This is a genomic window from Paenibacillus sp. J31R109, from assembly GCF_059692055.1.
This window is the reverse complement of the sequence record NZ_JCAUAR010000006.1, coordinates 245,699-269,041: the sequence shown is the minus strand read 5'-3', so window position 1 is coordinate 269,041 and position 23,343 is coordinate 245,699. Positions and strand designations below refer to the sequence as shown.

Here is a 23,343-nt window from a genome sequence, read left to right as displayed (position 1 = left end):
CATTTCATTACTTATTTTCGAGAGACAATCCAGGTTGTTGTACATCGGCTGTTCGTTTGAGCACATAAATGACCACAAGCAGTTCAGCCAGCATACCGAACGATTGCGCAAGAGCACCAATCATACCATTCCATCCCGGAACAGTTGCAATGGCAACGAATAAAGTGAGTACCGTTATAGTAGCATTCGCAGATTGCGAGAAAACCATGATTTTTGTTTGGCCGCGCAGCATAATAATGCCATTCATATAATCAAGCCATGGGAATACAATCGTCATGATCATGAAAATACGCATGGCACTCAAGCTAGCCTGTTTCAGCTCAGCATTCACACCCATGACATGGGTCATAAACCACGGGCCAATCGGTGTATAGGACAGGATGGCAATAAGTGTACCTGGAATGAAGCTCAGCATAAGAATGAATTTTTTCACTCGTACAGCATCTTTACGATAAAAATTCAAGACAATTTGATGTATGTAAGAGAAGAAACTCATTACTAATTGTGTTAAAGATCCAGCAATTGCAAAGGCTGAGATGGCAAGATGAATCTGTGTTGTTTTGCCTAGCATCGCATTAATGGAAGGCCCAATAATCACGGCAATAACAGATGAATATAAGAGCGGTTTATAAAAGGCAAAGATTTGCTGCTTCGTTTCAATCGGATGCTCAGGTGCTTTTTCAGGAATGACGCGCTTCAGCAAGCTTGTACCTTCCCAAATGGCAATCGTAGCCTCAATAATCATCCCGACTAGGAAAATAATGGCGCCGACTTTACCGCTGGACACGTTATCCGTTGTAATGAAATACAATGATAAGAAGTACATGGCTATGATCCGAACACCCATCCCGATCGTAAGCCATTTTGTCCGCATATTGAATATGATTATTCCGTGAAATAAACAACGGAGGCCAGAGAAAATGCTAACGTACATGAGAATGCGGTATACACTTAAGGTTGCGGCTAGTATTTCGCGTTCTACACCAAAAAAATAAAGAAACACCCATTCGCCAACCGGTGTGTAGCAGAGTATGAGACCCAACAGAATAATACAAGCAAACACATAAGAGCTGACAACAGCCATCGCACGGAACGAAACCCGATCCCTCACGAGTGCAGAGCATGCTTGTCGTAGCAATACAACGGGTCTTTCCGTCAATCCTAGTAAACTCAAGGGGATAGCATAGGTGGCAATGACGAGCTCAGGATTATCAGCCCTAGCCAGCGTGCTATTAATAATAACATGAGAGAGGGTTACGAGCGTTGCAGAAAGTCCGAGGGGGAGGAAAAAGGAGATGAGCTGTTTCCAAGTGATGGCATCCTTTACTGTCTTAGCATTCATCCAAATCGCACTCCTTCGCGTTTTGCAAAACATTTCTTAAGTATATCAGAAAATGAAATGGGGATGACATACAATTTTAACTGGAAACCCAAGGTTTGAAGTGATACATTTAAAGGTAGAATGTTTCTTGAATAAGACAGACAGTTTTGCCTGCAAGGAGGGTTATAGGAATGAATAGCTATTTTCAGTATGATGAGAGGCTAGGTATTGCGATTCCCGTTTTGGAATTGGAATGGGAAATGTATGAAGCTGCCGTTCGCATAGATCTCCTACTTCAGTGGGAACAAATTCGAGGTGTCATCCCCGATCGAATTATCAAATTAGAAGCACAAATCATAGAAAAGCAAAATAAACTCGATAAAGAAGACGACTTTGTAACCTCCTGCCGTTTGAATTCCGATATTGCTGACTTAGCTTCAATCATAAATGATCTTCATCTCTGGTTCCGTACAAATCAGGATTTAGAATCCAAAACCCACCATTAATGGTTGTCAACGAAGGGAGAATGACTGCATGCATAGCAATAAGGATGGGAATAACTGGCTTGGAACGATAGCGAAACCACTTCTAGAGCATCTCCCAGCGCTTTATCCAATTGAAGAGTGGGATGCAGCAATGGATGCACGGATTGAAGCGCTCTCGACTTCGTTGATTACAGAAGGCAGCCCTGAGCAGCAACCCTATGGTTTAGCTATCAAAGCAGGACTCTTTCTTCTAAATGAAAGTTTAGATAAATCACATGATATCTCGCAGGAGATTACGAATGCTACGGGAAGCTACTGGCATGCGCTCATGCATCGCATGGAAGGCGACTATAGTAATGCGAAATACTGGTTTAATGATGTTGGTCATCATCCTATTTTTTCTCAATTAATCCAATTTGTCAGAGATAATTTATCGACTAAGGACTTCATGGAATTGGACAATGAAGCTCTTCGCCATAAGCTTGAAGTGCTCGTAACATCGCCAGTTTGGAATCCATATGTATTTATTGATGTGATTGAAATTCAGGTTTCACTTGTGCAGAATCCGACCGTAGATAGTTGGCTGCGCCAGATACAACGATCTGAAATGCTATTATTACTTCAATACTGCTATGAACAAAGTTGTGGAGGAAGTTTACTTGAAGCCATTGGCCAGAAGTAGGATAAAGAGCCATGTGAAAGTCCCGCAAGGCCCGATCCGATTAATGATCAGTGTATATCGCTATATTTTGCCAGCTGTTAATGAGCAATTGAGCGTCTGGAGAACCAAAGCAGCGAATATTCCTGATGAAGAGCTGCGTACTCAGGCACTCGCTAGTATTGCGACGAAGCAATTCCATTGCCAAGGAGGAGCTGTGTATGCAGCTGCTCATTTATCGATGCGTCATGTACTTATCCCGCTAATTGTCGCATTCCAGTCGATTAGCGATTATTTAGATAATTTATGTGATCGCAGCACATCGTTAGATCCGTTGGATTTTCGGCAATTGCATCAATCGATGCTGGATGCAGTCGATCCTGCGAAGCCTCTGAATGATTACTATGCGTTCAGAGCTGAGAAGGAGGATGGCGGGTATTTATCTGATCTTGTTCGACAATGTCAGACGTCGATCAGTCAGATGCCCTCGTATTTAAAAGTAGCGGATCAAGTCAAAGAATTCGTTGGCTTATACTGTGATTTGCAGGTGTACAAGCATATCCGCAAAGATTTGCGTGAGCCTCAGCTGCATCAATGGTGGGATAACCATCACCATAAGTATCGCCAGATCGATTGGAATGAATTTGCAGCGGCAACTGGCTCAACACTAAGCATGTTCATGTTATTCTTGGCTGCATGTGATCCCGTTCTGACGGACAAGCAGGTGGAAGCCATTCGTGAGGCCTATTTCCCTTATGTGTGTGGACTTCATATTCTGCTTGATTATTTGATAGATCAGGAAGAAGATAGTGAAGGCGGAGACCTGAATTTTTGTACCTACTATGATTCTATGGATACAACCGTAGAGCGAATCGCTTTCATTGTCCAAGAAGCAAGATCTAAAATTTTGTTCTTGGAACATCCGAGATTTCATCGTATGATAATCGAAGGTTTGCTTGCTCTCTATTTATCTGACCCTAAGGTCAACAGTCAACACCAAGTGAAGAAAATTTCGAAGCGTCTGATGAAAAATAGTCCTCTTACAAGGCTCTTTTTCTGGATAAATAGCATGTACATCCGTACGACATCATGAATGTCATTCACAAGAATTATGAAGGAGGAAATTAAAATGTCAGCAGTAAAATCAATTGCGGTTTTAACCAGTGGAGGAGATTCTCAGGGGATGAATGCAGCTGTTCGAGCAGTTGTTCGAAGTGCATTGTACCATGGGCTCGAAGTGTTTGCAGTTCAACGTGGGTATCAAGGTTTGATTAACGATGATATTCGTAAAATGGATTTGCGCAGCGTAGGTGACATCATTCAACGTGGGGGAACGATCCTTCAAACGGCTCGCTGCAAAGAGTTTATGACGCCTGAAGGTCAACAAATCGGCGCTGATAACTTGCGTAAACGCGGGATTGATGGCTTGGTAGTTATTGGTGGAGATGGTTCTTACCAAGGTGCGAACAAGCTTAGTAAACTAGGTATCAAAACGATGGGACTTCCAGGGACGATCGATAATGACATCCCGTTCACGGACTTTACAATCGGTTTTGATACAGCGGTTAGCATTGTTGTGGACGCAATTAATAAATTGCGTGATACGATGACATCTCACGAACGTTCTTCCGTGGTTGAGGTTATGGGACGTCATTGTGGTGAAATCGCCCTATATGCAGGTCTTGCAAGCGGCGCTGAAACTATTATTGTACCTGAAGTGGATGTTGATATTACGGAAGTCGCTAACCGCATGAAGGATAACTTCGACCATGGTAAGCGTCATAGTATTATCCTTGTAGCTGAAGGAGCAGGAACTGGCGAAGGTATTGCTAAGAAGATCACAGAAACTAACGGGATTGAGCCTCGTGTTACCGTGCTTGGTCATATTCAACGCGGCGGAGCACCAACGCATAATGACCGTATTCTGGCAAGTCGCCTTGGCGATTTCGCTGTGCGTAAACTTATGGAGGGTGATTCTTCCAAAGCTTGCGGTATCATCAAAGGTGAACTTGTAGCAACAGATATCGATCTTGTTGTGAACACGAAGCGCTCCTTTAACATGGAACTTTATGAATTAGCTAGTCGTTTATCGCAATAAGCCTATTTTCATTCATGCGTATTGATCTTCATTCGTATTTCGACTATAATAACGTTCAATATATACATCAACATCATGTCTATGAAGAGCATCCAACTCGGAGACACTTATGACGATCGGAAGGATGTTTCCTTTCTTACTAAATAAGTCGGCACCGCCCGTTATCGCGGAACCAAGCGGATGAATGACAGCTTATGTCTTCATCAAGTTGGGTGGCACCGCGAGCAGAACGCTCCTCGTCCCAATCGGACAGAGGGCGTTCTTTGTCTTTTTCACACAAACGAAGAGGAAGCGGTGACGGGAAATGCTGGATATCAAATGGATTCGAAACAATCAAGCGCTAGTGCAAACAGCGGCAGCTCGCAAAGGAGTAACATGCCATGTTGAGGAACTGCTAGTAGTCGATGAGAAGAAAAGAGAACTATCGGGGCAAGTGGATCAGCTTCGAGCAGAGCGCAATCGTGCGTCGGAGCAGATCGCGACTTATATGTCGCAAAAGAAATCGCAAGAAGCAGAGCTCATGAAGGAGCAGGTTCGTGGCTGGAATGCGAGCTTGGCGGTTCTTGAAGCAGAATTGAACACACATGAAGCAAGGTTCAAAGATCTCATGCTCAACATACCAAATCTAGCCTCGCCAGATACGCCGATAGGTGCAAGTGATCATGATAACGTAGAATTGAAGGTCGTTGGGGAGAAGCCAACTTTTGAATTTGAGATGAAAGATCATCTGCAGCTTGGTGAAACACTGGACATGATTGATGTCGCTCGTGGCGTCAAGGTTGCTGGCAGCCGAAATTACTATCTCAAAGGGATGGGGCTCTATTTGCATAGGGCTGTTCAGCAGCTCGCCATAGACCTGTTAACAGATCGCGGGTTTACTGTGATGGATGTACCGCTCATGGTGCGGGAGGAAACCTTGCTGAACGCTGCCTTCTTCCCAGCAGGCAAAGATCAGACTTATGAGCTACAGGATGACCATGCCTGGTTAGTTGGCACTTCGGAAGGACCCTTGATTTCGTATTATGCTGGTGAGATTGTTGATTTGTCGGAGGGGCCGATTCAGTTAGCGGCTGTATCGAATTGTTTTCGGAAAGAAGCGGGCTCGGCAGGAAGAGATGTAAGAGGGCTATATCGTGTTCATCAATTTGCGAAAGTGGAACAAGTGATCCTCTGCGAGAATCGTGAAGAGGAAGCGGAACGCATGATGGGGCAGATTACACAAAATGCCGAAGATTTACTTGCTCTTCTAGAACTGCCTTATCGTGTCGTTGCCGTATGTTCGGGGGACATGGGGGCCAAAAATTATAAGCAATTCGACATTGAAACTTGGATGCCAAGCCGCGGAGCTTATGGTGAAACCCATTCGTCGTCGAGCCTTCTTGACTTCCAAGCCAGAAGAAGCAATTTACGGTACCGGGATAAAGAGGGTGTATTACGATATTGCTATACGCTTAATAATACAGCCGTTGCATCGCCGCGCATTCTAATTCCTTTGCTAGAAAATCATCAGCAAGCGGACGGCTCGATTTATCTGCCTCCTGCGCTTCGACCCTATATGCGCGGGCTGGAAGCCATTCCTGCCCCATAAGAAAAACACCTTATCCTCCGTATCAAAAAGGATAAGGTGTTTTTATTCATTCGGTTAATAACCTTCCGCTAAATCCACGATATTGATCATATCTCCACCATTGAGCATGACGCGCAAATTGTGATAGAAGATGGAGGACACGCGATCGGTGTAATGTTCAGATGATCCTGCAATATGAGGGGTGAGGATGACATTTTTCATGTTCCAGAGTGGAGAAGTTGCAGGCAAGGGCTCTTGAGCAAATACATCTAACGCTGCACCAGCAAGTTTACCTTCTACCAAAGCTTGGATCAAGGCTTCTTCATCAAGGACATCTCCGCGAGCTAGATTAATGAAAAAGGCGTTCGGCTTCATAAGCGATAGGTGCTCTTTTTGTAAGAAGCCCCGTGTTTTATCCGTGCTTGGAAGGAGCACGACGATGAAATCACTTTGTGAAAGCAGCAAGTGAAGACCATCTTCTCCGTGCACGGTTCTATCGAAAGCAGCTAGTGGTGTTCCAGAACGATTCAGGCCGATGACCGTCATATCAAACGCTTTGGCTTTACGAGCAACCGCTTCTCCGATGGCTCCTGCGCCAATAATTCCGATCGTTTTACCGTGCAATTCTCCAAAACGAACTTGGTTGTCCCATACTTGCTGCTGCTGATTATCATGTAGGACATTTGCTTTCCGAACCCATTGCAGCATGAGACTCAGCGCGAATTCACTCATTTGTATGGTGTGAACACCTCTGGCATTCGTGACAATGATTTGACGTTGTTCCAGCTCTGCTAGTGGCAGTTTATCGACGCCAGCGGATAAGGTTTGCACCCATTTCAACTTCTTGGCGCGACCGACGATATCAGGGTGCAAGCGACCTGCTGAGATAATGACATCAGCATCAGGAATCACATTGCCAGCCTCCTTCGAAGAAGAAAACCAATGAAACTCGGAGCGTTCCTTCAAATCTTGTGGCATTTGCTCTTGCATCGAGGTTAAATTCATACCTGTTATGGCTACTATTTTCAGCATGTCATCACATCCTTTTGGAGTTTTGAAATGAATACCTACTATGATAAATGAAATGGAATGCGAAAGTAAACTCCGACGAAACGTCAAAATACCCTGAGCGCTTTGCAGCGCGCAGGGTATTCGCAGTTGTGGTGATTAATAACTTACGTTAGCTGTATAGTTATTGTTGGCATTCCAGAGCAGATACTCGTTAATACCGTTGTCCTTCAAAGCGCGAATTTGTTCGTCTAGCTCATGTTTACCGTATTTGATATAGCCTGGCACCCAAGAGGCCGTGAAGTCTTGTATCCATGGTCGAATAACCGGCTTCCAACCCTTCTTATCAATCGCTTCTAGCTTCTTAATTGTATCTTTAGAAGCCCCATTAATGGTGGCATAAGGAGCAGCGTCCGGAACTTTGGAGCCGAACCAACCTGTACTGTAATGACTTGGATAGATCATCGGAGCAATAACGTCCACGTTCTGCGAGATTTTCTCGAAATCCTGACCAATCCCTTCAGCTGCAGGGACCGAAGCCGCATAGCCGAAGATATCGACAGAAACACGAACACCTAAAGGTGATAATTGTTCGCGTGCGTATTTTACGAAAGAAGAGACAGCATCGATGCGTGAACGCTCATCTTTCGTATATTTCAAGATATCTGCCCTTTTCTCGAAGCCTTCAGGGAAACGCACATAATCAAACTGGATTTCTTTAAAGCCAGCTTTGACGGCTTCTTTCGCAACCTCAATGTTGTAGTCCCATACTTCCTTGTTATACGGATTGACGAAGCTATCAGGAGGGTTCTTACCGTTACCCCACAGAGTACCATCTGGATTAATGAAGGATAATTCCGGTTTCTTCTTGGCAAGAATAGTGTCTTTAAACACAACAATACGTGCAATTGGATAAATGTTATGTTCTTGTAATGTTGTCATTAAGCCTGGCATATTGCCAATAATTTTCTGAGTCGTTCCCATCGCATCGAGCGTTGGATTTCCTGTTTCCCACGTGATATAGCCCCAATCATCTTTCACATCGATAACCATGGCATTCAAATCGGTATCATCAAGCAGCTTTACGAGCGTATTGAGTCGCGAGCCGCCTGCGCTATGAGCAGTGGAGTAGATGCCTTTCACAACTGGAGCATCCTTCTGCGGATCTAGTTTGTTGACAGGTGCAAGTGGATCCGTTACATCAGTTGGTGTAGTTGGTGTTGCTGGTTGTACGATAGCTACTGCGTTCTTCGCATCGAGCGATGCCTGCACAAGCTGTTCAAAGCTAGCATCAGGGTTTGCGGCCGTAACATTACCCAATATAAGGGCAAGTGAGGCAAGTAATATTTCCATGATGTATAAGTCCACTCCAATCCTTGTTTCTAGCTTTCATTATAAGGCAAGCGGGAAACTACGCACAGAGGAAATTTGTAGGCTTTTGTAGAAGCTTGTATGAGTAATTTGGCATAGGAGAGACTCGGTCTTTTGTAGGGGAAAAAGAAAAGCACCCAGAAGCTAGGCCTCCAGATGCTTGAACTTACTTATTGACTTGTCCTGATTCACTTTTGGATACTTCAGGGTTAATTTCTTTCCGCGCAATCGTAGGTTGATCATCCGTGGATGAGTTATTGCCATTACCGTTCGTTGCATCTTTAAATTCGCGGAACATTTTGCCAAATCCACGACCAAGTTCAGGCAGTTTATTAGGCCCAAACAAAAGAAGGGCAACAATCGCAATTAGAATGATGTGCCAAGGAGATAAAGCTCCCATTCCAGACACCTCCAGTAAAATTTAAGTTAGCACTATTATATCATGGACTTATCATAACCTATATAGCCTATTTATTACAATTTTAATAATATTGATACCGTGTTGCATGCAAAAAAAGACACCCTCAGTGGTACAGGGTGTCCTTATGATGTTCCGAAATGCTGAATTGAATAATTTCCATGACATCTTCCGCTGCGAGTGCCTCTATACCGAACCGGAGTACGATCTCGGATTCCAACTCATTGCTGGTTAAAGAGGGATACAACTCGGGCGTTAATTTCATTACAATCCTGGATAATTTGACTGTCTCCACAAGCATCACCCTTCCAATCAGAAGATTAGAATAAGAACTACGCCTGAACCTACCATCGATGAAACCAGAACTATATGAAATTACATTCATTATAACACAATTCAAACTGGAATAAAGGGGCAGTTGGCTGATTTATCACTTGGGCTTTCGAAATTCCCCTACTACACCAACGGTTTCCACAATATTCACGAACGCTTTCGGATCAATCTCTTTAATAATTCGTTTTAGCTCTACGAGCTCATACCGCGTCGTTACAGTCATTAGCATATCATGTTGTTGTTTTGTATAAGCGCCTTCCGTTTTAATTAAAGTAACGCCTCTTGGTATCATGAGCAGTTTATTAATTATGGCATCCTTGTGCTTGGTAACAATGAACGCGGTTACTTTAATATGGCGGATATGTATCATATCGACCGTTTTTCCACTTATGAAAATGGCTAACATTGAAAATAAGGCGAGGTCCCAATTGTCTTTGAAATAGCCAAGTGCGACGATGACGATTCCATTCATTGAGGAAAGGATGGTTCCGAGTGGGAAGTCGTATTTGCGGGTCAATATCAAGCCGACGATATCAAATCCCCCGCTGGAACCGCCGATACGAAGTGTAATTCCACTTCCGATACCAATGAGTACACCACCAAAAACAGCACCTAACATCGAGTCCTTCGCTACGAAGTTCATTGGAATAATTTGCATCATCCAAGTCGTTAGAACGACGGAGGCAACGCTGATCATGATAAACCGCTTGCCAATGGAAATAAGACCCCAAATCATTAATGGCATGTTAAATAATAAATAAAGAAACCCAATATTGTAATCCGTAAAATAACCAATAATCATGGCAATTCCCGACACACCACCACTAAGCAGCTGATGGGGAATAAGGAACATATTGAAGCCAACTGCGACAAGCAGTGCGCCAACTAGAATGATAAGAACATCTAGCGCCTTTTTCAAAACATATCACCTCTAAAATAGTATGCAGCATATTGCAAGTATAATTCATTCTTATAAAACTGCAATCATTATTTAACCATTGGATAATTAAAGGTGAGCATATAAAAAAGCTGTGTCCGTATGAGGGACAACAGCTTTTTATGGAATGATCTATCGGCGTTTAAAGGATCCGGTTTTTTTGGTGGTACTTGGCTTGCTTGTTGAAGGCTTGGTTACTTTATTCGTTGTTGATCCATCATTCTTACGCGTCGTAGAGGAACTTCCTGAACTTGGATTGGCTGCACCGCTTGTGAAACCTCCCGTTCGATCTGAGGTCGTGGGCTTCGTCTCCTTGGAGGTGCCTGTCGATGGTGTAGTTGTTCCCGTTCCGGCCTTATATGTTGGCGTTTTGGTATAGCCGCGGTAGTCGTATGATGAACCTTTATTGGAATTCCAACCGCCACCAAATAGGGATTGTAATAGCGTGGCTGTTAAATAGCCTTGTAGGAATGAGGAATCATAATGACTCTTGGCATATTCAATACTGTCGAGTTGAACCAATGAATTTTTGCTATCGCTTGGATCCTTCTGGATATTGATAACCTTGTCCTTATAAACAAGGAACATCTGATCCTCGGATTCCTTACTCTTCTCTTTAGGTGTCTCTTTGGCAGCAAGCTCGTTCGCCACTGTTGGCACATTCTTGCCCTCAACAGCGTATACCTTGGACATATTGCTTCCCTTGCCGTCCACGCTTACTAACGGATATTCATCCTTGATGTAACGTCCGGCGTCAGCACCACATGCAGTAAGAAGAGCGATAATGAGTACGAAGGAAAGCCATGAAGTCCATCTCTTCATTGTCAGGTAGTCCTCCTTTCCGATACTTCTGAAACCTGCTTCAATGATAACATATCTTTATTTATGGCGTCGATTTCAAAAATTTAATTTGATTGCCTGGTGTACGCTCTCCTTCTAAAGCAACGAATTTACCATCCTGCCACTGAAGGAAAAAGAATCGTTGGTCAGGTCCGAAATATCGCCAGAAGAGAATATCATCTCCGCTGCGGAAATCTGTGTTGCCTTCGGTTCGGGAAACGTCGTTGCGATGATGCTCCAAATCGAAAGTGACATCTCCATCCAACTCTAATCGCGTTGGGACATCATTCGGATCATCTAAAGCTCCTTCAATAAAGCTGCAAAGGAAGCAGTCATAGGTTCTGCCTTTTTCCACAATCAAACACTGAATATTTTTACCGCTTTGTAGATAATAAGCGTAGCGATGTGGCGCAAAGCCGCGGTCAAAATAAGTGACTTTACCGGAGATGACATATTCCTCTAAGTCTACATTGACAATATCGCCAACACGCGCGACTTCTAGCGGATTGCCAAGGGATGCCGGTGTAGTTGGTTGTTCCTTATTACTGCGAAGAATGTTGCTGACACGTTTAAATATGGACATAGAAACTCTCCTCTGTACGATTCCGTTTTATTGTTCTCCCTATAATACGAGTTGCTTATTCATTCGGTTTCGTTCGATTGGGTAAAAGTAGCCACTGGCAATGTATGTATCACCTGTGCTATAATATTTTAGATGTTCTTAAGGGCGGCCAGTTGGATCATGGAAGATGACGAATCGAAAGTGTATTCCACCAAGAAACTATAGAGACGGATAGGAAGTCGTACTTAAGGGTAAAAAAGATACAAGGCATTAGCCTGCCCTGTACAAAAGGAGATTGAATTTATTTGAAAACATTTCAGGAGTTTGGTTTAGACGCATCGGTACTACGTGCGATTACAGAAATGGGCTTTGAAGAGTCCACACCAATCCAAGAGAAAACAATACCATTGGCCATGGAAGGCCGTGATTTGATCGGGCAAGCACAAACGGGAACTGGTAAAACCGCTGCGTTCGGTATTCCACTAGTGAACAAAATCAATATAAAAGAAGAGCGCATTTCGGCTTTGATCATGTGTCCAACACGGGAACTTGCCATTCAGGTTGCGGAAGAGATTGAAAAACTCGGTCGTTTCAAAGGCATTCGTTCCCTGCCAATTTACGGTGGACAGGATATTGTGAAACAAATCCGTGCGTTGAAAAAGAAACCACAAATTATTATCGGAACGCCTGGACGTCTTCTTGACCATATTAACCGCAAAACAATTAAACTAGATGATGTTCAAACGGTTATTTTGGATGAAGCGGATGAAATGCTTGACATGGGCTTCATGGATGATATCCAATCTATTCTTAAACTAGTTCCATCAGAACGTCACACGATGTTGTTCTCTGCAACAATGCCAACGAACATTCAAAAATTGGCTCAACAATTCCTTACAAACCCAGAACACGTTTCGGTTATCCCGAAACAAGTTAGTGCTCCTTTGATCGAGCAAGCATACATCGAATTACATGAGAAACAAAAGTTTGAAGCGCTTAGCCGTTTGATTGACATGGAAGCACCAGACCTAGCGATTATCTTTGGACGCACAAAGCGTCGCGTAGATGAACTAGCAGAAGCTCTTCAAAAAAGAGGGTATGCAGCTGAGGGACTTCACGGTGACTTGTCCCAAAATCAACGTGATAACGTAATGAGAAAATTCCGTGATGGCAGTATTGATGTTCTAGTAGCGACTGACGTTGCTGCTCGTGGACTAGATGTATCTGGTGTAACTCACGTTATCAACTTTGACCTTCCACAAGATCCAGAAAGCTACGTTCACCGTATCGGCCGTACAGGTCGTGCAGGTAAAGAAGGTACAGCTTGGACTTTCGTAACACCACGTGAGATCGATCACCTTCACTTCATTGAGAAGGTTACACGCCACAAAATTAACAAAAAACCTTTGCCAAGCGTTGCAGAAGCGGTAGAAGGCAAGCAAAAAATGACAGCTGAGCGTATCTTAGATATGCTTCAAAAAGAAGAGCATGGCGAATTCAAAGGTCTTGCAATTCAAATGCTTGAGCAATACGATTCCGTTAACTTGCTTGCAGCAGCGATGAAACTTCTTACAGGTGATAAGAAAGATCTAAATATCGAACTTACACCAGAAGATCCAATTCGCGCAAGAAAGAAAAAATTCGACGTTCGCAGCTCAGGTAGACGTGTTGGCGGCGGATACGGTTCAGGATCAGGTTCAGGCGATCGTCGTCAAGGCGGCAGCTACGGTGGATCAGGTTCAGGCGGTTCCTCCAGCGGCGGTTCGCGTTACCCGCGTAAGGACAGCAGAGACTACGGTTCAAACAGAGAAGGCGGAAGCAGCTCCTCTTCGAGAAACCGTGACTACGGAAGCAACAACTCCGGAAACCGTGATCGCTCCAGAGCGCCACGTAAAAGTGAAGATACACTAGTTAATAAATAAGATTACACGAAAAAAGGCGAAGATCCTGAGGATCTTCGCCTTTTTTTTAACTTGTATATGGATTAAAGTACAAATGAGCTAGTGATGATAACTAACAAGATAAAAAGAACCAAAATTGCACCTGCAGAATTTCCACCTGGATAAGACATTGTATCAACCTCCTGAATAATGATTTGGGGGTGGTGCGACTAGACATTACTATATTATGTAAAAGTACCTATAACGACTAGACGGCTACCTATATGATGAAAAATAGGCTATAATTAAGTACATATACAAATAAGACAAGCTTGTTGTCTTGCCCAGTAATAATCAACGTAGAAAGTTTCCAGAAGGAAACGCTAAGGAGGAAGCAGTTTTGGAGTTTAAGGGAGTTATGGGAGGACTGTACAGAATATCGGAGTGGATTATGCGGTTATCCGTCATTAATTTACTTTGGATGCTTTGCTCAATTCCGGTATTCTTTTTCCTCTTTATGGGGTTAGTGAGTCAAACGCCGGATGCATTGAAAGCTACGTTGCCGATTCTTGCAATTTTGGCACCGTTTACTTTATTTCCCGCGACAACCGCAATGTTTGCTGTAGCGCGAAAATGGGTGACCGGAGAAGAAGATGTTCCTTTATTGAAAACCTTTTTTCGTGGTTACAAAGACAACTATCTGCAAAGTATGCTTGGGGGTATTTTCTTTGTATTAATTTTTGTCATTATTGCGGTGAACTATTTCTTCTATCTAAAGCAAGGGAGTTCGTTAAGGGTATTAGCTGTTCTCTTTATTGCCTTCACCGTCATCATGATCATTGCTTTGTTTAATTTCTTCTCCATTATCGTTCATTTGCATATGAAAATTTTTCAAATTGTCAAAAACTCAATTTTACTTACAATTGGTAATCCGATCAATTCCATAGTGCTGCTTATCTGTAATGGTGTTATTGTTTATATCTGCTTAACGAAGTTCAATTTCTTCTTAGTAGTGTTCTTCATGGGATCCATTGTTGCAACATTCTCGTTCTGGCAGTTTAATAGAAGCTTTACAAAGCTTCAAACGAAACAACAGGAGTTGGAAGAGAAAGAACAGCAGAAACTTGCTGAAGCAGAAGCTGCTGAAGCGGAAAAAGCTGAGGCAAATGAGCTTGAAGGAAACCAATCTCCAATTAGTCTGCATAAAAAAGATGAGAATGACAAGACTAGAGACTAATCCTACCAGTTGATTATCAGCGAGGTTGGATCTATAATAAGAAAACAGAAGAAATCTGCGATGCTCGTAACGGTTTTAAGTTGTTTTAAACCAATGACTGTTTCTAGGGAGACCTATATTGAAGTGTGGCTGACATGCCCTCGAAAGGGGACCTCAAATACACCTCTGCGGACACCCACCTGCGAGAGCGGGTTTGAAGCACGGAAACCGGACGGCATAGGCGGGTTTCTTCGAATAAAAAAGAGGTTGAACAGGTACAACACCTGCTCAACCTTTTTTTTTATTTACGTTGAAATTCGTATCTCCGACCAAGGTCGCTCAACTTGGAACGGCCTGGCCGAAGGTTATGCTTTAATTGTGTTCAGCGAGATCGGTTAGTTGGTGGAAAGTGCTTTGAAGTGCCGGATATAGACTGCGATAAACCTGGTAGTAAGCCTCATATTTCTGTTGGTTTACCACGTTAGGTTCGACGCGATCTGTGACTTGGATCCAATCCTCGCAAAGCTTAGGGATGTCCACTTGTAGGACACCAGATGCAGCCATGATAGCAGCGCCGTAAGCAGGTCCGTCCGTTGAGTTAACAGTAACAACCGCGATTCCGAAAATGTCGGCAATCATCTGACGCCAGAATGGACTTCTAGCGCCACCGCCGTTTACTCGTAGCTCAGTCACCTCGATACCGGACTCACGAATTAATTCCATAGAATCACGAAGTCCGAAGGTAATGCCTTCTAGTACAGCTCGGGTCATATGAGATTTCGTATGTCTTAAGTTAAGACCAATAAAAGCGCCGCGTGCCTTGGGATCTGGGTGTGGCGTACGCTCACCGGATAAGTATGGAAGGAACAATAACCCTTCGCTGCCAAGTGGGGCTGTAGCGGCATCGGCTGTCAAAATCTCATACACGTCTTTGCCTTCTTGTTGTGCACGTTGGAGCTCCTCGCTAGCGAAGTGATTACGCCACCACTGAAAAGAGCCGCCTGCGGCCAGCATGACGCCCATACGGTGCCATTTGCCTGGCACGCCGTGACAGAAGGAATGAAGGCGGTATGCTTCATCTGCCTGATAGGTGTCGTCATGGACGAAGACGACACCTGAGGTGCCGAGGGCCACCGAGGCGATGCCTTGGCGGACGACGCCAACACCCACGGCGCCACAGGCTTGGTCGCCGCCGCCGACAACAATCGGCGTGCCTGGGGCTAAGCCGGTCAGCGCCGCTGCCTCCGGCAGCAGGTGCCCGGCAATGTCGCCGGACTCATAGAGCGGCGGCAGCCACTCGAGCGGGATCTCCAACCGTTCCGCGACGGTTTGGGACCAGCTGCGGTTGGCTACATCAAGCAGCAGCGTGCCGCTTGCGTCGGCCATGTCCATGCCGAACGCACCCGTCAGGCGCAGCCTGACATAATCCTTCGGCAGCAGCAGATGCCGAACGCGGGCGTAGTGCTCCGGCTCATGCTGCCGGAGCCAGAGGAGCTTAGGCGCGGTGAAGCCGGTCAGCGCCTGATTGCCTGTGAGGCGGCCGAGCTCGGCTTCGCCGACGGTCGCCTTGATGTAGGCGCACTGCTCCGCGGTGCGCTGATCGCACCAGAGCAGCGCAGGCCGGATAACCTGCTGCGCCTCGTCAAGGAAGACCGACCCGTGCATCTGGCCCGAGAAGCCAACACCTGCGACACTAGTGGCTTCGACGCCAGTGGTAGCTAGAAGTCCTTGTATACCTGTAATAGTGGCTTGCCACCAGTCTTCAGGTTGCTGCTCAGCCCAACCTGGATGTGGTTGGTACAGCGGATATTCAACGGAATGCGAGCCGATGACGGTACCGGCTTCATCCACTAGAATGCACTTAATAGCAGAAGTACCTAGATCTAAACCCATAAAATAAGTCATGAGGATCACCCTTTGTCAATGATTATGGTTATTATTTCGTTATTCTTTGTTTGTTTATTGAATATACAAAGATAACTAAACATTGTATTCGCGCCTAGGCTTCAATATCCTTCTTTTATTAATTATTTTTCTTATTAATATCAAATAATAAGTAATGGCGACTTACCTGAACAATATAACTTGTCTCAAAACTTTCCCTAGGGAAAAATAATTTCAGTGGAACATAAATGTTTACCTGTAGCATAGTATGGGGTTATGTAGTATACTACATATAAAAGTTTCCCTAGAACAACATTATTGGTCTTGTGAAAGAAGGGTTGAGTTATGGGTATTGCAAAAAAAGAACCACTTCGGGAGACGCTCGGATGGCGTAAAGAAGCCTCCAGTCCAAGTCTGCCCGAAGTTCATAATAGTATGAAAGTACCTAAGAAAGCAGGTTTTTTTAGAAAATTATTAGCTTTCGTGGGGCCAGGATATCTGGTAGCTGTTGGTTATATGGATCCAGGAAACTGGGCGACAGATTTAGCTGGGGGTTCACAATTTGGATATACGCTGCTTTCCGTTATTTTAATTTCTAATCTTATGGCGATTCTCTTGCAAGCTTTATCTGGTCGTCTCGGCATTGTGACAGGTAGGGATTTGGCGCAAGCATGTCGTGATCATTATAGTAAGCCCGTTTCTTATGTGCTATGGTTTCTGTGCGAGCTTGCAATTGCGGCTTGTGATTTAGCCGAAGTTATCGGTGCCGCGATCGCTTTGCAATTGCTATTTGGCTTACCGCTCATCTATGGTGTGATTCTGACGGCATTAGATGTGATCCTGGTGCTTATGCTCCAGAAAAAAGGCTTTCGCTATATTGAAGCGATGGTTATCAGTTTAATGGCGCTTATTGTGGTTTGTTTTATAATGGAGTTAATTTTCTCACAACCTGAATTTGCTGCTGTAGCTGCTGGTTTCATCCCTACAACTGAAATTGTTACGAATCCGGCAATGTTATATATCGCCTTAGGTATATTGGGTGCAACTGTCATGCCGCATAATTTATATTTGCACTCATCCATTGTTCAGACTCGTCAAATTGAACCGACAATCGAAGGAAAACGCGAAGCGATCAAATTCTCAACGATTGATACAACGGTTGCCTTGATGCTAGCCTTATTCGTTAACGCGGCGATTCTCATTCTTTCGGCGGCAGCTTTTCATTCAGCGGGGAAAGAGGTAGCAGAAATTCAAGATGCCTATCATCTTTTGGGGCCAATGCTAGGTACGGGAGCGGCAAGTATATTATTTGCAGTCGCACTCCTGGCTTCGGGTCAAAACTCAACACTGACAGGAACGCTTGCCGGACAGATTGTCATGGAAGGGTTCCTCAACATTCGACTCACACCTTGGCTTCGTCGATTGATTACGAGATTGATTGCCATCATTCCTGCAGTTATCGTTATTGGCATCTATGGGGAAAGTGGAGCAACTGATCTTCTCATACTCAGTCAAGTGATTTTGTCTTTACAGCTATCTTTTGCCGTGATCCCGCTAGTCACTTTTACATCTGATCGTAAAAAAATGGGCGTGCTCGTGATCCCTAAATGGATGGCTATTTTGAGTTGGTTTGTTGCTATTTTGATCGCAGGTTTGAATGCTTATCTACTGTATACTACTTTTTTTGGATAAAAAGGAATAGATAGGAATAGAATGAGCTGAATCGGGGGAGAGATCCCTCGATTTTTCATTTACCTCTTTTTCTAAAGCCTAATCAATGGTATTATAGAGAATAGTGTTGAAATGGCAAGTGGTCTACATGCACTTCATTGAAGGGGGAAAGGGCTTTTGCTAAAGAGAACTTTAATCGGATTAGTACGTAGTCATGAAACGACAGGGGAAAAAGCTAGAGATCCTTTACTTAAAACTAGATATTTTAAGCTGCCGAAGGAGCAAGTTTGGGAAGAAGTAACGGCTGTATTGAAGAAAACACCAGGTTACAAGCTTTTACATGAGGTTCCCAATGTAGGCGAAATTCTTGCTGAGCGCAAGACGGTGACAGGGAGAACGCAAGACGTGACTTTAACTTTGTTTGCGATTAATCCAGTGAAAACAGCTGTTGATATCTATTCGGCTTCACGTGGTTCGATGGGGGATCTTGGATCCAATTATCGTACAATCTTAGATATTTATAAACAATTAGACCGTAAGCTTGCTTCATATAAAATTGATGGATAACAAAAACAGCAGGGAAGCTTGGCCTCCTTGCTGTTTTATTTATGTTACGGATTAAACTAATTTTTTAACAGCTTCAACAGCTGCTTCATAGTTCGGGTGAGCTGTCATTTCGCCAAGGTATTCAACGTATTGAACAGTGTCATTAGCGTCGATTACGAAAATAGCACGCATATCCAATTGGATTTCTTTGATAAGTACGCCATAAGCTTCGCCAAAGGATTTTGTCTTGTAATCGGACAATGTGATCACTTTGTCAATGCCTGCAGCGCCACACCAGCGAGCTTGTGCGAAAGGAAGATCAACGCTGATTGTAAGAACAGCAACATTCTCACCTAGGCTTGCTGCTTCTTCGTTGAAACGACGTGTTTGTGCATCACAAACGCCTGTATCCAAAGAAGGAACTACGGAGATCAATTTCACTTTACCTGCATAGTCAGCAAGTGTAACTTGTGTCATCAAATCTTTGTTAACTGTGAAGTTAGGCGCTTTGTCACCTACTTTAATTTCGGGACCTACCAAAGTGATAGGATTGCTTTTCAGGGTAGCAACACCAGTACGTTCTTGTGCCATTGAATGTTTTCCTCCTTTATTATCCATGTTAAATAACAACTCACTTATTATAAGCTTTTTGCTGATAAGTTGTCCAATCGTTACTATAGAGCTATAATCGGAGTCAATATAGGCGTATCGTTTCTTCATCAAGTAGTGAATTCGGGGGAATTACTCACGTGGAATTAAGACAATTGCAATATTTTGTGAAAGTAGCTAGGAAACAGCATGTGACCCAAGCGGCGGAGGAGCTGCATGTAGCGCAATCTGCCGTTAGCAGACAAATTCATTTGCTGGAAGAAGAGCTGGGTGTCGAGTTATTTGTTCAAAAGGGGCGCAATTTACATTTGACCTCTGTCGGGCATTTGTTTCTAAGCCGGGTAGAGGGAATTCTTACTGACTTAGAGCGTGCTGTAGGTGAAATTCATGAGTTTCTCGATCCGGAAGCAGGTGAGATTCGCATTGGATTTCCACACAGCCTAGTCATTAATTTGCTGCCTGCTGTCGTCGCGGCTTTTAAGAAAAATCATCCGAATGTGAAGTTTCGATTGCGCCAAGGTACATACACATCTTTGATTCGTGATGTATCGAAAGGTGAGATCGATCTCGCCTTTATTTCACCATTCCCAGAATCGCATGAGCATGTGACGGGTGAGATTTTATTAACGGAAGAACTGTACGCGATTATCCCTTCCAATCATATTCTTGCTGACTACACGTCGATTCGACTTGAGCAATTGAAGAATGAGCCATTTGTTATGTTCAGTGAAGAATATACGCTGCGAACGATTGTGATGGAAGCTTGTCAGAAGGCGGGCTTCGTTCCTAAGATTGAGTTTGAGGGTGAAGAGACGGATACAATTCGTGGTCTTGTTGCTGCGGGTATGGGTGTCAGCTTGCTTCCGGCCATGGCTTTGTTGGAAAGTGGCCAAACACAGCCAGTTAAGATTCGTGTGACCGATCCGCATGTTACAAGAACAGTTGGATTGATTTGTCGTAAGGATGTGAAGCTGCCATTGGTGGCTGAAGTGTTTCGCCGTTTTCTATATGAATATTTTAAATAAAAGAAGCTCTCCCGTCAGGTGCCTTAGCACCCGATCGGGAGAGCTTTTATTTTAGTCGTCGTTATTGCGACCATTGAAAATCATGAGGTATTTCAGGAGCTCAAGCACAGAGATTAAGGCTGCGGCTACGTAGGTTAAGGCTGCTGCATTCAACACCTTGGCTACGCCGCGCTCTTCTTCATTGGAAATGAAGCCTTGTGCCACCATTTCATCGCGTGCTCTGGAGCTGGCGTTAAATTCGACAGGTAACGTGACCAGTTGAAAAGCTACCGCTGCCGCGAAGAAGATGATACCCACACCCAAGAGCCATGGGATCTGCTGAAAGAAGAAGCCCGCTAGGATTAAGATGGGAGCCACACCGGATGCGAAATTAACAACAGGAAACATCTTGTGTCTCGCGACGAGCATAGGGTAATGAACTTGATGTTGAATCGCATGACCCACTTCGTGACAAGCGACTGACACGGCTGAGATGGAGCTCTGGAAGTAGACAGGTTCCGATAACCGTACGGTGCGAGCCATCGGATCGTAATGGTCTGTCAGTGTTCCTGGGACTGCTTCAACAGGTACATCATATAGACCGTTAGCGTCTAGCATTCGTCTTGCGGCCTCTGCACCAGTCATGCCCGAGTAGACGGGAACATTCGACCATTTGTTGAAGGTTCCTCGTACTCGGAATGAAGCCCACATGGAAAGGGCGAAGGCAATAATAATTAGAAAATCCATTGGATGAAAAAACATAGGGCACTCCTCCGTAATTCATTATGAGAACGGATTTTTACCTAGAAGGACAATAAGTGCTTCAATGCAAGCGGCGGTAGGTTGTGTAAGGATGTGATACAGCTTTTTCAGTTGTTTGGGCTTCAATTGTTGAACAAGTGGGCTCAGTTCTTTGGCTTCCTTCATTAATTGTTCAAGATGCAATTGAAGTGATGTAAGCTTATCTGTCACCGTATCATCGGAGGTCACTTTACTCCATTGTTGTAATTGAGCTTTGATTTCCTCTAAGGTATATTTCTCGTTCTTCATCGATTCAATACGTTTAAGTCGATGCAAGGTTTCACCACTGTAAAGACGATAGTTCGTATCGGATCTTTTCTCCGGTTCGATTAAGCTCAGCTTGGTGTAGTAATCAATGGTTCGAGGGCTTACATCAGCAAGCTTTGCGAGTTCTCCAATTTTATAAAGCTTCTCATTCCCCATGCTAAATTCACCTCTACTCCAATGGTTTTAAATTTCTTTCTTCTATATAAACATGATAACTGATAATAAACCGTACAGTCAAACGTGATGCTTCGTAAACCTGACATTGGATAATGGTGTAAAAAGGGTGTTTTTAGATTGGATATGTGCGAAAACACGAATTATGCCTGTTTCATGTCAGGTTATTTTTCGCTTTTTTCAATTTTTTAACGAAAATCCTATTGTCAAACCCAAATAACATGTATATAATGACATTAAGAGTTTCATTACATGTTACTTAATCTAACATTAAAGGAAGTGGTCGTATGGTTAAGAAATTGTTGTTAGCTTTTGGTCTTATGTCATTATTGTTCCCTACACTCGCATTTGCAGCGGATGAGGCAACCGCACCACAATTACAGAGTGCAATCGATGCAGTGTGGGTAATGTTAGCAGCAATCTTAGTCATTTTCATGCAAGCTGGTTTTGCACTTTTAGAAGCGGGGTCAACTAGAATGAAAAATGCCGGTCACGTAGCCGGTAAAACGATTTTAACTTTCGGATTATGTGCCATTGCTTTCTGGGCTGTAGGATTTGGTTTTGCCTTCGGCGATGGAAATGCCTTCTTCGGAGAAACAGGATTCTTCGTTACTGGGTTAGAAGATCAAGCTGCAGCAGCATTCGGATCTCTCTCCTTCTCCGATGTGCCTATCGGTATTAAATTCTTATTTCAACTAGCATTCGCTGGAGTATCCCTAGCTATTGCTTTTGGAGGATTCGCAGAAAGAGCAAAGCTTCCGGTTTATTTCATCTTCGGAATTTTGTACACAGTCATTATCTATCCAATTGTAGCGCACTGGGTATGGGGCGGCGGTTGGTTGAGCAAATTGGGTATGCAAGATTTCGCGGGTTCAACGGTTGTTCATTTGCAAGGTGCAACAGCGGCATTAGTAGCAACAATCTTGCTTAAACCACGTATTGGCAAATATAATAAAGATAAAACGCCAAACTTGATTCCAGGTCACAACCAAGTATTATCTGTTCTAGGTGTTATCATTCTTTGGATCGGTTGGTTCGGTTTCAACCCAGGTAGTACGCTTAGTGCAATGGGTGATGGGTTCTTTGGTTATATCGCATTGACAACGAATATGGCTGCTGCGGCAGGTGCTGTAGCTGCATTGATTATTTCTTGGATGTACTTCGGTAAAGCAGATATTCCTAGCATGTTGAATGGTGTTCTGGCAGCGCTTGTTGCTATTACTGCTGCATGTGCGTTCGTAGATACTTGGGCTGCTATTGTTATCGGTGCTGTAGCTGGTATCATCACGTTCTTCACAGCACAATGGTTTGAAAAAGCGGGAATTGACGATCCGATCTATGCTTTCTCTGTACATGGTATCGCTGGTATCTGGGGTACGCTTTCCACTGGTTTGTTCGCAACGCCGGAGCTATCCGCGAAGGTTGGTATCGGTGGTGCAGGTTTATTCTACGGCGGCGGCTTCCACCAACTAGGTGTTCAAGCGCTTGGTCTTGCTGGAGCTCTAGCATTCGTACTTGTTCTTTCCTTCATTATTCTTGGTATTCTTAAAGCAACAATCGGTCTTCGTGTTACAGAAGAAGAAGAAATCATTGGTCTGGATCTGTCTGAGCATGGTTCATACGGTTATCCTGAGCAAATGAAAAAAGCAGCTCAAAACGGAGTTTCCGTTTAATAACACTTATACTTTCTACT

General features: G+C 43.9%; 24 protein-coding genes and 1 other RNA gene. 12 read left to right on the top strand and 13 right to left on the bottom strand.

Annotation, left to right across the window (positions count from 1 at the left end; all coding sequences use genetic code 11):
• Positions 1 to 7: 7 nt before the first annotated feature.
• A complete protein-coding gene (locus tag AC58QT_RS18040) occupies positions 8 to 1,342 on the bottom strand; it encodes a multi antimicrobial extrusion protein MatE (RefSeq protein WP_497410227.1) in 1,335 nt (444 codons plus the stop codon).
• Positions 1,343 to 1,512: 170 nt separating this feature from the next.
• Between AC58QT_RS18040 and AC58QT_RS18035 the strand changes: the two genes are divergently transcribed.
• From AC58QT_RS18035 to serS, 5 genes are all read left to right on the top strand, one after another.
• A complete protein-coding gene (locus AC58QT_RS18035; RefSeq protein ID WP_497410226.1) occupies positions 1,513 to 1,827 on the top strand; it encodes a hypothetical protein in 315 nt (104 codons plus the stop codon).
• Between the two features lie 28 nt (positions 1,828 to 1,855).
• Entirely contained in the window at positions 1,856 to 2,488 is a 633-nt protein-coding gene (locus tag AC58QT_RS18030; protein ID WP_497283143.1) for a hypothetical protein, read from the top strand.
• 43 nt (positions 2,489 to 2,531) lie between these two features.
• Positions 2,532 to 3,557 (top strand): tetraprenyl-beta-curcumene synthase family protein, encoded by a 1,026-nt coding sequence (locus AC58QT_RS18025; RefSeq protein ID WP_497410330.1) that lies wholly within the window; start codon positions 2,532 to 2,534, stop codon positions 3,555 to 3,557.
• 36 nt (positions 3,558 to 3,593) lie between these two features.
• A complete protein-coding gene (pfkA, locus tag AC58QT_RS18020) occupies positions 3,594 to 4,562 on the top strand; it encodes a 6-phosphofructokinase (protein WP_497283141.1) in 969 nt (322 codons plus the stop codon).
• Positions 4,563 to 4,866: 304 nt separating this feature from the next.
• Complete coding sequence (gene serS, locus AC58QT_RS18015) at positions 4,867 to 6,150, top strand: serine--tRNA ligase (protein ID WP_497410225.1); 1,284 nt, start codon at positions 4,867 to 4,869, stop codon at positions 6,148 to 6,150.
• 54 nt (positions 6,151 to 6,204) lie between these two features.
• Here serS and AC58QT_RS18010 read toward each other — a convergent pair whose 3' ends face one another.
• The 7 genes from AC58QT_RS18010 to AC58QT_RS17980 form a co-directional block, all read right to left on the bottom strand.
• A complete protein-coding gene (locus AC58QT_RS18010) occupies positions 6,205 to 7,161 on the bottom strand; it encodes a D-2-hydroxyacid dehydrogenase (protein WP_497410224.1) in 957 nt (318 codons plus the stop codon).
• A gap of 135 nt (positions 7,162 to 7,296) precedes the next feature.
• Positions 7,297 to 8,490 (bottom strand): putative glycoside hydrolase, encoded by a 1,194-nt coding sequence (locus AC58QT_RS18005; RefSeq protein ID WP_497410223.1) that lies wholly within the window; start codon positions 8,488 to 8,490, stop codon positions 7,297 to 7,299.
• A 184-nt stretch (positions 8,491 to 8,674) separates the two neighbouring features.
• A complete protein-coding gene (locus AC58QT_RS18000; protein ID WP_310222459.1) occupies positions 8,675 to 8,908 on the bottom strand; it encodes a Sec-independent protein translocase subunit TatA/TatB in 234 nt (77 codons plus the stop codon).
• A gap of 124 nt (positions 8,909 to 9,032) precedes the next feature.
• On the bottom strand, positions 9,033 to 9,227 hold the full coding sequence (locus AC58QT_RS17995) for a hypothetical protein (RefSeq protein ID WP_056616326.1): 195 nt from the start codon (positions 9,225 to 9,227) through the stop codon (positions 9,033 to 9,035).
• 129 nt (positions 9,228 to 9,356) lie between these two features.
• On the bottom strand, positions 9,357 to 10,178 hold the full coding sequence (locus AC58QT_RS17990) for a YitT family protein (protein WP_497410222.1): 822 nt from the start codon (positions 10,176 to 10,178) through the stop codon (positions 9,357 to 9,359).
• A gap of 150 nt (positions 10,179 to 10,328) precedes the next feature.
• On the bottom strand, positions 10,329 to 11,018 hold the full coding sequence (locus tag AC58QT_RS17985; protein WP_497410221.1) for a DUF4247 domain-containing protein: 690 nt from the start codon (positions 11,016 to 11,018) through the stop codon (positions 10,329 to 10,331).
• Between the two features lie 61 nt (positions 11,019 to 11,079).
• Positions 11,080 to 11,619, bottom strand: a complete 540-nt coding sequence (locus AC58QT_RS17980; RefSeq protein ID WP_497410220.1) for a DUF4178 domain-containing protein — start codon at positions 11,617 to 11,619, stop codon at positions 11,080 to 11,082.
• A 284-nt stretch (positions 11,620 to 11,903) separates the two neighbouring features.
• Here AC58QT_RS17980 and cshA point away from each other — a divergent pair, with 284 nt between their 5' ends.
• Positions 11,904 to 13,520: a degradosome RNA helicase CshA gene (gene cshA, locus AC58QT_RS17975; protein ID WP_497410219.1), complete on the top strand. Its 1,617-nt coding sequence runs from the start codon at positions 11,904 to 11,906 to the stop codon at positions 13,518 to 13,520.
• A gap of 62 nt (positions 13,521 to 13,582) precedes the next feature.
• Here the strand turns inward: cshA and AC58QT_RS17970 are convergent, their stop codons facing one another.
• Positions 13,583 to 13,669 (bottom strand): YjcZ family sporulation protein, encoded by an 87-nt coding sequence (locus AC58QT_RS17970; protein ID WP_310225137.1) that lies wholly within the window; start codon positions 13,667 to 13,669, stop codon positions 13,583 to 13,585.
• A 209-nt stretch (positions 13,670 to 13,878) separates the two neighbouring features.
• Between AC58QT_RS17970 and AC58QT_RS17965 the strand changes: the two genes are divergently transcribed.
• Both AC58QT_RS17965 and ssrS read left to right on the top strand, forming a co-directional pair.
• Positions 13,879 to 14,715 carry a YesL family protein gene (locus AC58QT_RS17965; RefSeq protein ID WP_497410218.1) on the top strand — a complete coding sequence of 279 codons (837 nt, stop codon included), beginning with the start codon at positions 13,879 to 13,881 and terminating at the stop codon, positions 14,713 to 14,715.
• A 49-nt stretch (positions 14,716 to 14,764) separates the two neighbouring features.
• Positions 14,765 to 14,946, top strand: a non-coding RNA gene (gene ssrS, locus AC58QT_RS17960) — 6S RNA.
• Positions 14,947 to 15,066: 120 nt separating this feature from the next.
• Here ssrS and xylB read toward each other — a convergent pair.
• Positions 15,067 to 16,587, bottom strand: a complete 1,521-nt coding sequence (gene xylB / locus AC58QT_RS17955; RefSeq protein ID WP_497410329.1) for a xylulokinase — start codon at positions 16,585 to 16,587, stop codon at positions 15,067 to 15,069.
• 336 nt (positions 16,588 to 16,923) lie between these two features.
• Between xylB and AC58QT_RS17950 the strand changes: the two genes are divergently transcribed.
• Together AC58QT_RS17950 and AC58QT_RS17945 are read left to right on the top strand one after the other, a co-directional pair.
• On the top strand, positions 16,924 to 18,270 hold the full coding sequence (locus tag AC58QT_RS17950) for an Nramp family divalent metal transporter (protein ID WP_497410217.1): 1,347 nt from the start codon (positions 16,924 to 16,926) through the stop codon (positions 18,268 to 18,270).
• Between the two features lie 156 nt (positions 18,271 to 18,426).
• Positions 18,427 to 18,816, top strand: coding sequence for a DUF1499 domain-containing protein (locus AC58QT_RS17945; protein WP_056616306.1), 390 nt, complete (start codon positions 18,427 to 18,429; stop codon positions 18,814 to 18,816).
• A gap of 51 nt (positions 18,817 to 18,867) precedes the next feature.
• On the opposite strand, the gene tpx is transcribed toward AC58QT_RS17945, so the two are convergent.
• The gene (gene tpx, locus AC58QT_RS17940) at positions 18,868 to 19,386 is read right to left on the bottom strand and encodes a thiol peroxidase (RefSeq protein ID WP_497283121.1); all 519 of its coding nucleotides are present in this window, start codon (positions 19,384 to 19,386) and stop codon (positions 18,868 to 18,870) included.
• A gap of 158 nt (positions 19,387 to 19,544) precedes the next feature.
• Between tpx and gltC the strand changes: the two genes are divergently transcribed.
• Entirely contained in the window at positions 19,545 to 20,429 is an 885-nt protein-coding gene (gltC, locus tag AC58QT_RS17935; protein WP_310222475.1) for a glutamate biosynthesis transcriptional regulator GltC, read from the top strand.
• 51 nt (positions 20,430 to 20,480) lie between these two features.
• Here gltC and AC58QT_RS17930 read toward each other — a convergent pair whose 3' ends face one another.
• Together AC58QT_RS17930 and AC58QT_RS17925 are read right to left on the bottom strand one after the other, a co-directional pair.
• Positions 20,481 to 21,170: a zinc metallopeptidase gene (locus AC58QT_RS17930; protein ID WP_497410216.1), complete on the bottom strand. Its 690-nt coding sequence runs from the start codon at positions 21,168 to 21,170 to the stop codon at positions 20,481 to 20,483.
• 21 nt (positions 21,171 to 21,191) lie between these two features.
• Positions 21,192 to 21,632: a MerR family transcriptional regulator gene (locus AC58QT_RS17925; protein WP_310222478.1), complete on the bottom strand. Its 441-nt coding sequence runs from the start codon at positions 21,630 to 21,632 to the stop codon at positions 21,192 to 21,194.
• Positions 21,633 to 21,937: 305 nt separating this feature from the next.
• Here AC58QT_RS17925 and AC58QT_RS17920 point away from each other — a divergent pair, with 305 nt between their 5' ends.
• Positions 21,938 to 23,323 carry an ammonium transporter gene (locus AC58QT_RS17920; RefSeq protein WP_497410215.1) on the top strand — a complete coding sequence of 462 codons (1,386 nt, stop codon included), beginning with the start codon at positions 21,938 to 21,940 and terminating at the stop codon, positions 23,321 to 23,323.
• Positions 23,324 to 23,343 lie beyond the last annotated feature (20 nt).

Coding starts and splice junctions, on each gene's coding strand:
- AC58QT_RS17920 (WP_497410215.1), top strand. CDS start 21,938: ATGGTTAAGAAATTGTTGTTAGCTTTTGGTCTTATGTCATTATTGTTC.
- AC58QT_RS18040 (WP_497410227.1), bottom strand. CDS start 1,342: ATGAATGCTAAGACAGTAAAGGATGCCATCACTTGGAAACAGCTCATC.
- AC58QT_RS18025 (WP_497410330.1), top strand. CDS start 2,532: ATGATCAGTGTATATCGCTATATTTTGCCAGCTGTTAATGAGCAATTG.
- AC58QT_RS17970 (WP_310225137.1), bottom strand. CDS start 13,669: ATGTCTTATCCAGGTGGAAATTCTGCAGGTGCAATTTTGGTTCTTTTT.
- AC58QT_RS17950 (WP_497410217.1), top strand. CDS start 16,924: ATGGGTATTGCAAAAAAAGAACCACTTCGGGAGACGCTCGGATGGCGT.
- AC58QT_RS17985 (WP_497410221.1), bottom strand. CDS start 11,018: ATGAAGAGATGGACTTCATGGCTTTCCTTCGTACTCATTATCGCTCTT.
- AC58QT_RS18010 (WP_497410224.1), bottom strand. CDS start 7,161: ATGCTGAAAATAGTAGCCATAACAGGTATGAATTTAACCTCGATGCAA.
- pfkA (WP_497283141.1), top strand. CDS start 3,594: ATGTCAGCAGTAAAATCAATTGCGGTTTTAACCAGTGGAGGAGATTCT.
- AC58QT_RS17980 (WP_497410220.1), bottom strand. CDS start 11,619: ATGTCCATATTTAAACGTGTCAGCAACATTCTTCGCAGTAATAAGGAA.
- AC58QT_RS18030 (WP_497283143.1), top strand. CDS start 1,856: ATGCATAGCAATAAGGATGGGAATAACTGGCTTGGAACGATAGCGAAA.
- xylB (WP_497410329.1), bottom strand. CDS start 16,587: ATGGGTTTAGATCTAGGTACTTCTGCTATTAAGTGCATTCTAGTGGAT.
- AC58QT_RS17925 (WP_310222478.1), bottom strand. CDS start 21,632: ATGGGGAATGAGAAGCTTTATAAAATTGGAGAACTCGCAAAGCTTGCT.
- AC58QT_RS18000 (WP_310222459.1), bottom strand. CDS start 8,908: ATGGGAGCTTTATCTCCTTGGCACATCATTCTAATTGCGATTGTTGCC.
- AC58QT_RS17930 (WP_497410216.1), bottom strand. CDS start 21,170: ATGTTTTTTCATCCAATGGATTTTCTAATTATTATTGCCTTCGCCCTT.
- tpx (WP_497283121.1), bottom strand. CDS start 19,386: ATGGCACAAGAACGTACTGGTGTTGCTACCCTGAAAAGCAATCCTATC.
- AC58QT_RS17995 (WP_056616326.1), bottom strand. CDS start 9,227: ATGCTTGTGGAGACAGTCAAATTATCCAGGATTGTAATGAAATTAACG.
- serS (WP_497410225.1), top strand. CDS start 4,867: ATGCTGGATATCAAATGGATTCGAAACAATCAAGCGCTAGTGCAAACA.
- AC58QT_RS18035 (WP_497410226.1), top strand. CDS start 1,513: ATGAATAGCTATTTTCAGTATGATGAGAGGCTAGGTATTGCGATTCCC.
- AC58QT_RS18005 (WP_497410223.1), bottom strand. CDS start 8,490: ATGGAAATATTACTTGCCTCACTTGCCCTTATATTGGGTAATGTTACG.